This window comes from Tenacibaculum agarivorans (genome assembly GCF_001936575.1).
GTDB classification, from domain to species: Bacteria; Bacteroidota; Bacteroidia; order Flavobacteriales; family Flavobacteriaceae; genus Polaribacter; species Polaribacter agarivorans.
The window spans coordinates 162,501-174,706 of the sequence record NZ_MSMP01000005.1; the positions used below are offsets into that span (position 1 = coordinate 162,501).

The following is a 12,206-nucleotide window of genomic DNA, read 5'->3' on the forward strand; positions in this document are numbered from 1 at the left end:
ATAGTTAACATGAAAAACATTCTTAAAAATATAGTGTCCATTGTTATAATTATATTTATGTCTGCAAATGCTATTGGCCAAAATAATAGCATTTCAGACTTGAATGTTGAAGAAAAACGTACAAGAAAAAAGAAACGAAATAAAAAAATAAAGCTTCCTAAAATAGACCTTTCACATTGGAAAGTTACCATACCTGAAGGAAAATCAAATGGAAGGCCTTACGAATTTCAACCACCTGAAATCTTTGATTATGCAAATAATACATTACTTAAAAAGTATATGTATAATGATTCAATAAAAGGAGCTTTAGTGTTTTATGCAACTCCTCAAGTAACTACGAGTAATACTAAATATTCTCGTTCAGAGCTAAGAGAACAAATGAAACCAGGAGACAATACTGTAAACTGGACATTCAAAGAAGGAGGAAGAATGAAAGGTAAACTTTCAATAGGGGAAATATCAAAGAATAAAAAAGGAGAATATCATAAAACTATTGTGATGCAAATTCATGGTAGATTAACTAACGAACAAAAGGAATTGATAGGACAGAAAGATAATAATGCTCCCCCAATTCTAAAAATCTACTGGAAAAATGGAAAAATCAGAGTGAAAACAAAAGTGCTAAAAAACCTGAATGCAACAGACAAAGAGTTATTGCATAAAGACGCTTGGGGAGATGATAAAGGATTTACATTTAAGGAAAAAGTAGGGTTTAAAAAATTCACATTGGAGGTAAAAGTAACCGACGGTAAAATGGTAGTAAGTTTGAATAATAACGAATTTAAAGTGTACGATAATGTTCACATGAAAAGATGGCGAATATTTGAAAATTACTTTAAGGCAGGTAATTACTTTCAAACCAGAGATAAAGAGGCTTATGCTAAGGTTAATTATTACGAGTTAAAAATTTCACATTAATTTTTTAACTTTAACTTTAGAGAAAAATAGCAAGTGTAATTAAAATTTAATAAGCGTAATTTGTTAAATTTGTGAGTTAAGAGCTGGTTAACCAATTTTAAAGACAAAGAAAATGAAATTAGATATACTGACAAGTAATGAAAATCAAAAGGTTCAAAAAACAATTATTTCTCAAATCAGAGATTTAATAAATTTTAAAAATCTTGAACCTGGAGATAAGTTACCTTCAGAGAGAATGTTGTCTGAAAAATTTGGAGTTTCAAGAGGAAATATCAGAGAAGCAATTCAAAAACTAGAATTTTATGAGTTACTAACTTCAATTCCTCAAAGTGGCACTTTTGTAGCTAATATCGGAATAACAGCCTTAAATGGTATGATCGATGATATTTTGAGGTTAGAAGAGCCTAGTTTTAAATCTTTAGTAGAAACTAGGATTTTATTAGAACTCAAAACTGTTAGATTGGCTGCTTTACGAAGAACCGAAGAGGATTTAGAAGCCATGGAAAAAATGTTAGAAGCTTATACTGATAAAGTTCATAGAGGTGAAGAAGCTGTTCAAGAAGATTTACTTTTTCATTTGGCTATTGCCAAAGCAAGCGGAAACAGTACTATTAATACCTTTATGTTGATGATTACTCCTGGTATCATTACAAATTTTGAGAAATATCATGTCTGTGATAAAGATATGTCCTTTAAAGGTATACAAGAGCATTATGATATTTATGAAGCTATAAAAAATCAAGACCCTCAGCTGGCTAAACAAAAAATGAAAGAACACTTTAAACTACTATATCAATACTGTTATAATGTTTAGAAACAAGGTTAGTAGTTCTAAAAAATATAGCAGAGTCTGTAAGTAATTTAGCAAAAAAGACATTCTAAAATAACATAAAGAAACATATATAAAATATGCTTTCCTAGGATATTTATGTCAAAAATTACGCAAAAAGTTAAACACTCAACCAAACATATCATATTAAAATTTTAAACTAAAATGAAAATTAAAGGACTTAGATGGTGGATTATTGGATTAGTTTGTCTTGCAACAATAATCAATTATATAGATAGATCAGCATTAGGTATAATGTGGCCAGCTATGCGAGATGACTTAGGAATGACGGAAGAAGATTATGCTTGGATTATCAATATTTTCACATTTACCTATGCCTTAGGAAAGTTAATTTCTGGAAAAATTTATGATAAAGTAGGTACCAAAATCGGTTTTGTACTATCTATATTCTTTTGGTCATTAGCTTCGTTATTACATTTTTTTGCTAAAGGAGTTACATCATTAAGCATTTTTAGAGGTTTATTAGGGGTATCAGAAGCTGGTAATTGGCCTGGAGCAGTAAAGAATAATGCAGAATGGTTTCCGATTAAAGAAAGAGCCGTTGCCCAAGGAATATTTAATGCAGGAGCAGCTATTGGATCTATAGTTGCTGCACCAACAATAGCTAGTTTATTTGAAGGGTATGGTTGGAAAGTTACGTTCGTTATTATTGGTATTCTAGGTTTTTTATGGATCATCCCGTGGCTCATTTTTAATAAAAAACTACCTAAAGAACATCCTTGGATTACAGAGGAAGAAAAGCATCATATTTTTTCAGATGAACAAGAAATGGTGAGTAGTGATACTAAAGATACCACATGGAGTATCTCAAAAATATTAAGCTATAAAGAGGCTTGGGGAGTATTACTGTCTCGTTTTTTTATAGAACCTATTTGGTGGCTGTTTGTTTTTTGGATGCCAATATATCTAAATAAAGAATATGGTTTTAACGTTAAAGAAATAGGTTTATATGCATGGTTTCCATATGTAGGTGCTGCTATTGGTAGTATTGCAGGAGGTTGGTATGTAAAATACCTTTTAGAAAGAAAAACATTAGATACTGCACGAAAAAAAGTAATTACCATTGGTACTTTAATAATATTGGTAGGGATTTTAAGCGCAATTCTTTTTGCTGATACTCCTGAAAAATTTGTGGTATTCGTTTTTATTGTTCTTTTCGGATTCCAATTTTCAATAAGTAATATACAAACTATTTCTAGTGATTTATTAAAAGGCAAATCTGTAGGAACTTTAGCTGGTTTAGCTGGTGGTATTGGAGCTATATCTGTAATAATCATGAATAGGCTTATACCAGAAATAACAAAAACAAGTTACACACCCGCATTTATAATATTAGCATGTTTAGCACCATTATCACTACTTGCTATTTATGCTTTGTGTAAAGAGATTAAACCCTTAAAAGAGTAAATAATAAAAATTAAAACAAATAATCAAAATTTCAATTAAAATGAGTAAAATAGCTGTTATTACTGGAGCTACTGGAGGAATTGGATTTGCTGTAGCAAAGAGATTAGGAAAAGATGGATATACTGTAATATTAAACGGTATTGAAGATGATATGGGAGCAAAGAGAGTAGAAGAACTTACCTCTGAGGGAATTACTGCCGAATATTATGGTTTCGATGTAACTAAAGAAGAAGCTGTAACCGAAAACATCACTAAGATTGGTGAAAAGTATGGTAAAATAGACACACTTGTTAATAATGCAGGAGGTTTAGGTGGTCGCCAACGTTTTGAAGAAATGACTACTGATTTTTACCGTTTTGTTATGGCATTAAATTTAGATTCTGCATTTTTTGCTTCTAGAGCGGCAATACCATTCTTAAAGAAAAGTGACAATCCATCAATCATTAATTATACATCAAATGCTGGTTGGAATGCTGGTGGACCGGGAGCAGGGATTTATGGAACATCAAAAGCAGCGGTTCATACATTAACTAGAGCGTTGGCTAAAGATTTAGCTGAGTATGGAATTAGAGCAAATGCTGTTTCTCCTGGTACAATCGATACAGATTTTCACAAGCAAATTAAATCAACAAAGCCAGAAGTATTTGCTTCTTGGGCGAAGAATATTATGTTAGGAAGATTAGGACAACCAGAAGATGTAGCTGGAGTGGTTTCTTTCCTAGCAAGTAAAGATGCTGGTTTTATTACTGCTGAAACTATTCAAATAGGAGGAGGCCAAGCATTAGGAATCTAAATAAGTAGTTATAATTTCATAAGCATATAACCAATAAAAGATGAGTAAAGTAGTAGCATTTGGAGAAGTTTTAATGCGTTTGGCAACAGAGAGACATTTACGCTTTTCACAAGCTAATTTTTTTGATGTAACTTATGGTGGAGGTGAGTTTAATGTAGCTGTTTCTCTTGCTAATTATGGCATAGAATCCGATTTTGTTACTTGTCTCCCTGATAATGATATTGGTCATTGTGCTATAGAAAGAATACGACAACGTAATGTTGGAACCCATAATATTTCATTCGGAGGTCAAAGAATGGGAATATATTTTCTTGAAACTGGTGCAGGAACTAGAGGCAGTAAAGTCATCTATGATAGAGCTAATAGTTCCATTGCAACAGTACAAGATGGTATGATTGATTGGGAAAAGGTATTTGAAAATGCAACTCATTTTCATTGGAGCGGTGTAACACCTGCAATTTCTCAAAATGCCGCTGATGAATGTTTAAAAGCAATTAAAATTGCGCATAAGAAAGGAATTACGATTTCTTCAGATTTAAATTACAGATCTAAATTATGGAAGTACGATAAAGCTCCTTCAGATATAATGCCAGAATTACTAAGTTATAGTACCATTATTCTAGGAGATATAGATACTGCACTTTTCATGTTAGGTAAAGAAAAAGTATACCCTAATTATGAAGACATAAACTCACTACCTAATCTATATGATATGGTATTGGAATTTTGTCCAAATTTAAAGATTATGGCTACCACATTACGATATTCTGTGAGTGCTTCACATCAAAAAATAGGCGGTATTCTTTATGATAAATCAAAAATATTAAAAGCGCAAACCAGAGATGTTACTCCTGTAGTAGATAGAGTGGGTAGTGGAGATGCATTTATGGGAGGCTTACTGTATGGATTAATTGACCCTGATTTTGATTTGCAACAAACGCTTAATTTTGCAGTTGCTGCATGTTGTTTGAAGCATACAATTTCAGGGGATTTTAATTTAGCAACCAAAGAAGAAATATTAACAATGGTAGAAGGGAATACATCAGGAAAAGTTTCTAGATAAACCATTAACACAAAAAATATATGGCAAAGTTTTCACGTATTCAAGTGGTAAATACTATGCAAAGCACGGGGCTAGTACCTCTTTTTTATCATGATGATGTTGAAATTAGTAAAGAAATAATAAATGCTTTATATAAAGGAGGAGCTAGATTGTTAGAGTTTACGGCTAGAGGAGATTTTGCGCACAAAGTTTTTGAAGAACTATCTAAATATTGTAGTCAGAATTTTGATGATATGATTATTGGAGTAGGATCTGTAACTAGCGCTGCCGAAGCTTCTTTTTATATGCAACTAGGAGCTAATTTTATAGTAACCCCAGTATTTAGAGAAGATATAGCTATAGTATGTAATAGAAGAAAAATATTGTGGTCTCCAGGCTGTGGATCGTTAACTGAAATAGCTAAAGCAGAGGAATTAGGTTGTGAAGTTGTTAAATTATTTCCTGGTAGCATTTATGGACCAGAGTTTATAAAAGCAATAAAAGGACCTTGCCCTTGGACTAGCATTATGCCAACCGGCGGAGTTTCACCAACGAAGGAAAGTATAGCATCTTGGATAAATGCTGGTGCAATATGTTTAGGAATGGGATCTAAATTGATAAAAAAAGATGGAAAAGGAAGATTTGATTATGATAACATAACAAACTTAACGGCTAATTCCTTACGCTATATAGAAATGTGTAAAGCATAAAAATCATTCACTTCAAATTAGAAATTTAGTTAACCTTAGTGCGTAAAATATATTCACTAAGGTTTTTTGTTTTTTTTATGAATTTGGTGCAGAATAGTAAGAAATTATGTACGCATACTTTAGTTGTACTTATAATAAAAAGAAGAGTTTAATTTTAAAGAATTACTTTTGAGTTGATAAAAAGATCAATAAATGAGAAAAATGACGGCTTTTTATTTCGTCATCTTGTGTTTGTTTTCATGTAATCAACCCACTTCTATTAAAACTATCCAAGAAGCAACGAATAAAGTAGTTAATTTACAAGAGTTGGCAAGGAATAGTCAAGCTGATAATGTTATTTTTGATCATCTTAAAAAATCAGAAAAAATCCTTCGTAAATATCCTGAGATATCCGATACTTTACATGTAGAGCATCTCTTTCTGAAAGGGAATTACTTCAAAAGAAAAAATAATTTAGATTCTGCTCGACATTATTTTTATAAAGTCATTACTACTATAAAAGGACCAAATGAAAGAGCTAAACATCTAGCTTATTTTAAAAATGCTTGGGAAATGGAGGAACGTGAAGATAATATTGCGAATGCAATTAGCATAGCAGAAAAGTTTATAGACATTACGGATGATGAAAAATTAATTGATGATGTTTTGTACGCTTACAATTATTTAGGAAGAGCATATTTGGATTTAGGGAATTATAAAGAGGCCATAAAATATAATAATAAAACACTACAAGCAGCTAGAGAAACAAATAATCTAGATATGTTTGTAATTACCGCAAACTTTAAAGCACAATCATATTACTTTTCAAATCAAAAGGAAAAGGCTTTCACTCTTTTAGATAGTCTTCAAACCATAAATTCTGGATTAGAGTCTAAAAGGCAACTAAATACCATGATTGGCATATTGTGGTTTTTTGAAAATGATATTGAAAAATCAGTAAAATACTACAATAAAGCGATACAATTAGTTAAAGAAATAGCGAAATCCCCAAAATCAAATAAAAGCAATTCTAATTATCGCTTATTAGAATCTTATAACAATATTACTGAAGCTTATCTGGAGCTTAAAAATTATGCTATAGCGGAAAAATATCTAGATTCTACAAAGGCAATTATACATGCAAATTCCTATCAACCTTATGTAGATCTTTATCATAAATATCGTTTTTTATTTAATTATAGAACCAATAAAAAAGAAAGTAAAGTATTAGAAGAATACGAGAATTTACTTAAGGAGTCAAAAATTGTTCAGCAACAAAAGATTGAAGAGAAACTGTATGCATTACAATTGGCAAATGAAAAAGAGAAAAAAGTATTGGCAGAAAAAAATGAATTAGCACTAAGAAACGTTAAACTTTTTGCATTTAGTGGTATATCAATTTTATTACTTATAGTTGGTTTCTTGTTTTACAGACAACGAAGCTATACATTTCAAAAACATGAAATTCAAATGCAACAACGATTATTACGATCGCAGATGAATTCTCATTTTTCATTCAATACATTATCCGTAATACAAAACCAGATCAAGGAAGACCAAGAACTAGCAGCTAGTTATTTGACTAAGTTTTCAAGATTGTTACGATTATTATTAACGAATTCATTGAGTAATTATGTACTTATTGAAAATGAATTAGAGCTACTTAAAAAATATCTTGATTTACAATTGTATAGATTTCCTAATGAATTTGAATATAATATACAATTAGAAAATTTTGAGGAAGATGAACCGTTATACATTCCTCCAATGCTAATTCAACCTTTTATAGAAAATAGTATTGAACATGGTTTTTCTCATATAGATTACAAAGGAAAATTAACATTACAGTTAAAGCTTATAGATGATACCTATTTACGATGTAGCATTAATGATAATGGAATTGGTTTAAAAGCTAACGATAGCAAATATAAAATGTCTATTTCTACAGATTTGATCGCCAAATTCATAGAAAAAGTTACTAAACGTAAAATTGTTATTTTAGACAACAATGAACTCAATCCTGAAGAAAAAGGAGTTTATGTAGAGTTTTTAATCCCTTATAAATTTACAAATCATGATTAAAGCTATTTTAGTTGATGATGAAACATACATTCGTGAAAAAATTAAAAATAAATTAAACCATTTCTTTGATAAAGAGGTAGTAGTAGTAGGAGAAGCAGCTAATGTTACTGAAGCTATAGACTGTATTGAGAATAATGAGGTGGATTTATTGCTCTTGGATGTTCATTTAAAGAATGGAACAAGTTTCGATATACTTTCAGAGATAGATCATAGCAATTTAAACATAATTTTTATTACCGGTTTTGATGAGCATGCAATCAAAGCCATTAAAATAGGTGCTTTAGACTATATGATAAAGCCTATAGATGATGATGAGTTTAAAGAAGCTATTCAAAAAGCAATTCAGAATAAAGTTAAAGATAATGATCTAAAAAAATCAATAGAAGTTACTAAAGAACATTTTTCTAAAAATGAGAAAAATAAACGTATTATTTTAAAAACATTAGAAAATATATATGCAGTTAATGAGGAAGATATTTTTTATTGTAAATCAGAAAGTAATTACACTACATTTTATACTAAGAAGATAGATAAAATAGTAGTCTCAAAACCTATAAAATTGTTTGAAGAATTGTTATCTAAAGATGTTTTTATTAGATGTCACAAATCTTATTTAGTCAATAAAAATCATGTAATTCAATATAACAAACAGGGAAATTTAATTCTTAATGAAGAAATTCAAGTTCCTGTATCGAGTAGACGAAAAGATTATATTATAAAGGAAATTTTTAAATAACATTCACACAATTTCAAATTACGTTTACGAATTAGAACAATACGTTAATGAATCGATATGTAAAATATAAGTGAATTGATATATTTTGTAATTATAAACTATAACTAATGAAGAAAGAATATATTAAACTTTTACTAACTGTATTCGTTTTTGCTTCCTGTAGTGGAGGTGAAAGTAGTGTAGAAGAACTAATTCAAGATGAATCTACAGCATTAAAAATTCAAGACAAAAGCAACCAATTTAATGCTAATATTGCGGTTGCATATATAGATCCTTTTGAGACTAAATTGCATTGGGTTTCTTTTTTAATAGCTCAGACTTTATTAAATCATGAATCTAGTAGAGCGGTTTTCATGAATGTCTATATAAATAGTTTTGAAACTACTCATACAATTAAACTAGAAGAGTTGTTAGATTTAAATAATCCTGATTTAGACTTATTTACCAATGCTTTTTATCAAGAATTTGACTTTTATAACAATTTAAGTGATGAAGAATTAAATCAAGTTTGTGGTAGACCGAATTTAAGACCCATACCACCAGATGGAGATCCTGGATTAGCACCAATAGATCCAATGGCATTATTTCAGGCATATATAAACTCTTTATTACATGATGATTGTATTGAAATTTATATACCAAATGAATTAGATATTGAAATCGAAAATACTGTACAATATACTCCAGTGATAATTTCTTCTGCTCATCCATTAACCAATGCAAGCATTAATGAAGCTTATATAAATAGAGGTAGATGTAGTACAGAAATAGACGAGATCAACAGTACTACTCGAGAAAATATAATTATTGCTAGACCTTATAGAGGCTTGAGAAGGTGTGTATACACTCAGTATTCATCAATTAAATTTGAAGACTTTTTAGGAAACTAAATAAAAACCAATATGTAAATAATGAATCCTCTTGCTTTTGTTGGAGGATTTTTTTTATGAAAATAATATAGTCTAACGATAACGAATTTATCAGTTGCGTTAATGAGTTTTGTGTTGTTTTGAAGTATAATAGATCTGATATTTATGATTGTAAACTCATTATAATAAGAGAAGTAAGCCAAAAACTCAATGTCTTTATGAGTTTACCAAGTTTAATCTTAAAACAGAACTTATGAAAAAATTATTAAATCTAAAAACTACCCAAATATTGGGTAAAGAGCAACAAAAAAGTATCATTGGAGGTAAACTGGCCGCTTCTTCAATGTGTAGTAATAGTATTTGTTCTAACCTACCTGGTAGATGTTGCGGCTTTGATAGTGCAGGAAACTATGGTTGTGTAGTAGCCCTACCTGGTAATAGAAATTGTAGGTAATTATAATTAACTTTTAAATAAACATAACAAATGAAAAATTTATTAACGCTAGGAAGATCACTAACTAAAACAGAACAACAAAAGGTAAGTGGAGGAGGAAGGCCAGGAGCAATTGAATGTGAGTTTAGTGCAGATACATCTACAGATTGGTGTTGTCATTTCCCACAAGGTTGTCCTTCATATGCTTAATTTATAAAATAAAAAACAATGAAAAATATAGTAAACTTAAAAGGCGCTTCTCTATTAAGTAATGAAGAGCAAAAAAACATTAATGGAGGAGGAAAAGGGATTCCTCTTCTAAATGGATGCGCAGTGAGTAAAAAATGTTTTACAGCATCAGACTGTCTTAGTTTTGCTTCAAATTGTGTAGTGGAATGCTTTTCTTCACCTAATGGTGGAGGAGGTATTTGTGTAGGATACTAACTAAGTAAAATAGAAGAACAAAATGTGAAAGAAAACCAATAAATCATTTAACTACATTGATTTATTGGTTTTAATAGTAGTTTATTTTTTACAACTATTCATATTTAATTTTTTATAAATCTGAAGACATTACTATTTTCTAATTTTATAAAGTAAATACCACTAGATAACATTTGAGTAGTAATTTTTTCATCTTCAGATATCGTACCGTTCTTTACTACACTACCATCTATTTTATATAGTATATAATCTAGTGGTTTTTTGATGTTTGAAATTTGAATAAATTCTCGCGATGGATTTGGATATAGTTTAAAATTAGTCCCGATTTTATCATAATCAGTAGTAGATAAAACAGAAGTGTCAAGTTTTGCAACTTTACCTTTTAATGTATCCGTAATATCTATAGTTACTCCATTTTTAAATGTTTTTTTTGTGATGTCATAGTATAAAATATGAATGCCACTTTTATGAGGTATAATAGCATTAATTTCTCTAAATGTTCCTCTATTTATATCGGTTGCTATTACAGTTTTTGTTGTAATATCTGCTTTAGCTATTCTTTCATATTTATCTGAGGCGTCGTCTGTATCAAAACCAATGTATAATTCATTACCCTGAAATGCTAAAGCATTTGGATGTTTTATTCCAGTTAAGACATCAGTTATACTTGGAGTTGCTGCTTTAATATCTACTTTAACTATTCTATTAGATCTAAAAAGTGATACATATACATATGTCCCATCAGATACCATACTTCTTCCTTGATCTCTACTATTTTTAGCTAATTCAATTACATCAGTCAAAACAGGCTTTGTATCAGTAACATTAATTTTAGAAATTACGGTATTTCCTTGTGGATTTCTTAACACGTAAAGTTCATTACCAAAAAACGTAAGTGAATTAGGTCGATTTACGTTCTTTACAACATTTATGAACTGAGGTGTTTTTGCTGTAACATCTATTTTAACTATTTCACTTTTTATATCAAATCTACCATCTGACAAAGACATGTAAAGTTCGTTGCCTTTAAAAGCAAGGGCACTGACTCCGAATTTTATACCAGAAATAACTGTTTTGGGTGGTTGATCTTTTTGTAAAAGATCTATTTTAATAAGGCTATAGGGACTATTAATACTATATACCCCGTTTTTATGCTCTTGTTTTACTAAGTAAAGTTCATTATCCTTTAAAGCACTAACTTCTTGTAGATATTCTATACTATTTATTAATTGGGTATTTTGTGCTGCTATAGCATTAAAAAAGAAACTAAATATTACTATGAGTAGTAAATGCTTCATAATGGAATTTTAATTGTTAGATGTATAGTTAATACAACTCACAATTAAAATTCCCTACTCTCAACAAGTAACTATAGGTAAATGTAACTGACGGTAAAATGTTAGCAAGCTCTAATAATTATGCGGAAATAGTATTATATAAAAAGGTTGAGAATAATTTAAAAAACTATTTAGATGTATATTTTATTACAATACCGTTAAAATATCTTCTGGAGGTCTTCCTATAACTGCTTTTTTACCATTAACTACAATTGGTCTTTCTATCAATTTAGGATTTTCTACCATAGCAGTAATAATTTCAGAATCATTTAAATCTTTTCCTTTATACTGCTCTTTCCAAATTTTTTCATTCTTTCGTACTAAATCTATAGGAGAAATCTGTAATAATGAAATAATTTCAGAAAGCTCAATTTCATTTAAATTTTCATCTAAATATTTAATTACGGTGAACTCTTTTTTACTTTCTTCTAAAATTGCCAATCCTTGTCTAGATTTAGAACATCTTGGATTGTGATATATTTTTATCATATTTTTTAGTCAATTATGAATTGAGAATTACGATTTTTAACTTCGATTTCGACAAGCTCAATCTCCATTTTATTTTTTAAATAAATTAAGAACGTTGTATAGCTTTCGAGTTTTTAA

14 protein-coding genes are annotated in these 12,206 nt (G+C 29.6%); 12 read left to right on the plus strand and 2 right to left on the minus strand.

The features are described 5' to 3' along the window. Positions 1–9 precede the first annotated feature (9 nt). From BVC87_RS05525 to BVC87_RS05575, 12 genes are all read left to right on the plus strand, one after another. Positions 10–918 (plus strand): polysaccharide lyase family 7 protein, encoded by a 909-nt coding sequence (locus BVC87_RS05525; RefSeq protein ID WP_075341360.1) that lies wholly within the window; start codon positions 10–12, stop codon positions 916–918. A 112-nt stretch (positions 919–1,030) separates the two neighbouring features. After that, positions 1,031–1,732 carry a FadR/GntR family transcriptional regulator gene (locus tag BVC87_RS05530; protein WP_075341361.1) on the plus strand — a complete coding sequence of 234 codons (702 nt, stop codon included), beginning with the start codon at positions 1,031–1,033 and terminating at the stop codon, positions 1,730–1,732. Between the two features lie 180 nt (positions 1,733–1,912). Beyond that, positions 1,913–3,175 (plus strand): MFS transporter, encoded by a 1,263-nt coding sequence (locus tag BVC87_RS05535; protein WP_075341362.1) that lies wholly within the window; start codon positions 1,913–1,915, stop codon positions 3,173–3,175. Between the two features lie 40 nt (positions 3,176–3,215). Beyond that, positions 3,216–3,968, plus strand: a complete 753-nt coding sequence (locus BVC87_RS05540) for an SDR family NAD(P)-dependent oxidoreductase (protein ID WP_075341363.1) — start codon at positions 3,216–3,218, stop codon at positions 3,966–3,968. A gap of 40 nt (positions 3,969–4,008) precedes the next feature. After that, positions 4,009–5,031, plus strand: coding sequence for a sugar kinase (locus tag BVC87_RS05545; protein WP_075341364.1), 1,023 nt, complete (start codon positions 4,009–4,011; stop codon positions 5,029–5,031). 20 nt (positions 5,032–5,051) lie between these two features. Then, positions 5,052–5,720, plus strand: coding sequence for a bifunctional 4-hydroxy-2-oxoglutarate aldolase/2-dehydro-3-deoxy-phosphogluconate aldolase (locus BVC87_RS05550; RefSeq protein WP_075341365.1), 669 nt, complete (start codon positions 5,052–5,054; stop codon positions 5,718–5,720). Positions 5,721–5,912: 192 nt separating this feature from the next. Further along, complete coding sequence (locus BVC87_RS05555; protein WP_083629299.1) at positions 5,913–7,781, plus strand: tetratricopeptide repeat-containing sensor histidine kinase; 1,869 nt, start codon at positions 5,913–5,915, stop codon at positions 7,779–7,781. Continuing rightward, positions 7,774–8,517 carry a LytR/AlgR family response regulator transcription factor gene (locus BVC87_RS05560; protein ID WP_075341367.1) on the plus strand — a complete coding sequence of 248 codons (744 nt, stop codon included), beginning with the start codon at positions 7,774–7,776 and terminating at the stop codon, positions 8,515–8,517. Before BVC87_RS05555 ends, BVC87_RS05560 begins: the two co-directional genes overlap by 8 nt. A gap of 107 nt (positions 8,518–8,624) precedes the next feature. After that, positions 8,625–9,407 (plus strand): hypothetical protein, encoded by a 783-nt coding sequence (locus BVC87_RS05565; protein ID WP_075341368.1) that lies wholly within the window; start codon positions 8,625–8,627, stop codon positions 9,405–9,407. 232 nt (positions 9,408–9,639) lie between these two features. Continuing rightward, positions 9,640–9,840 carry a hypothetical protein gene (locus BVC87_RS05570; protein WP_075341369.1) on the plus strand — a complete coding sequence of 67 codons (201 nt, stop codon included), beginning with the start codon at positions 9,640–9,642 and terminating at the stop codon, positions 9,838–9,840. 30 nt (positions 9,841–9,870) lie between these two features. Continuing rightward, positions 9,871–10,029, plus strand: coding sequence for a hypothetical protein (locus BVC87_RS23350; protein WP_159439322.1), 159 nt, complete (start codon positions 9,871–9,873; stop codon positions 10,027–10,029). A gap of 18 nt (positions 10,030–10,047) precedes the next feature. Next, entirely contained in the window at positions 10,048–10,263 is a 216-nt protein-coding gene (locus BVC87_RS05575; RefSeq protein WP_075341370.1) for a hypothetical protein, read from the plus strand. A 104-nt stretch (positions 10,264–10,367) separates the two neighbouring features. On the opposite strand, the gene BVC87_RS05580 is transcribed toward BVC87_RS05575, so the two are convergent. Both BVC87_RS05580 and arsC read right to left on the minus strand, forming a co-directional pair. Continuing rightward, the gene (locus BVC87_RS05580) at positions 10,368–11,561 is read right to left on the minus strand and encodes a YncE family protein (RefSeq protein ID WP_075341371.1); all 1,194 of its coding nucleotides are present in this window, start codon (positions 11,559–11,561) and stop codon (positions 10,368–10,370) included. Between the two features lie 186 nt (positions 11,562–11,747). Continuing rightward, complete coding sequence (arsC, locus tag BVC87_RS05585; protein ID WP_075341372.1) at positions 11,748–12,089, minus strand: arsenate reductase (glutaredoxin); 342 nt, start codon at positions 12,087–12,089, stop codon at positions 11,748–11,750. Positions 12,090–12,206: the final 117 nt, after the last annotated feature.

Coding starts and splice junctions, on each gene's coding strand:
- BVC87_RS05525 (WP_075341360.1), top strand. CDS start 10: ATGAAAAACATTCTTAAAAATATAGTGTCCATTGTTATAATTATATTT.
- BVC87_RS05530 (WP_075341361.1), top strand. CDS start 1,031: ATGAAATTAGATATACTGACAAGTAATGAAAATCAAAAGGTTCAAAAA.
- BVC87_RS05535 (WP_075341362.1), top strand. CDS start 1,913: ATGAAAATTAAAGGACTTAGATGGTGGATTATTGGATTAGTTTGTCTT.
- BVC87_RS05540 (WP_075341363.1), top strand. CDS start 3,216: ATGAGTAAAATAGCTGTTATTACTGGAGCTACTGGAGGAATTGGATTT.
- BVC87_RS05545 (WP_075341364.1), top strand. CDS start 4,009: ATGAGTAAAGTAGTAGCATTTGGAGAAGTTTTAATGCGTTTGGCAACA.
- BVC87_RS05550 (WP_075341365.1), top strand. CDS start 5,052: ATGGCAAAGTTTTCACGTATTCAAGTGGTAAATACTATGCAAAGCACG.
- BVC87_RS05555 (WP_083629299.1), top strand. CDS start 5,913: ATGAGAAAAATGACGGCTTTTTATTTCGTCATCTTGTGTTTGTTTTCA.
- BVC87_RS05560 (WP_075341367.1), top strand. CDS start 7,774: ATGATTAAAGCTATTTTAGTTGATGATGAAACATACATTCGTGAAAAA.
- BVC87_RS05565 (WP_075341368.1), top strand. CDS start 8,625: ATGAAGAAAGAATATATTAAACTTTTACTAACTGTATTCGTTTTTGCT.
- BVC87_RS05570 (WP_075341369.1), top strand. CDS start 9,640: ATGAAAAAATTATTAAATCTAAAAACTACCCAAATATTGGGTAAAGAG.
- BVC87_RS23350 (WP_159439322.1), top strand. CDS start 9,871: ATGAAAAATTTATTAACGCTAGGAAGATCACTAACTAAAACAGAACAA.
- BVC87_RS05575 (WP_075341370.1), top strand. CDS start 10,048: ATGAAAAATATAGTAAACTTAAAAGGCGCTTCTCTATTAAGTAATGAA.
- BVC87_RS05580 (WP_075341371.1), bottom strand. CDS start 11,561: ATGAAGCATTTACTACTCATAGTAATATTTAGTTTCTTTTTTAATGCT.
- arsC (WP_075341372.1), bottom strand. CDS start 12,089: ATGATAAAAATATATCACAATCCAAGATGTTCTAAATCTAGACAAGGA.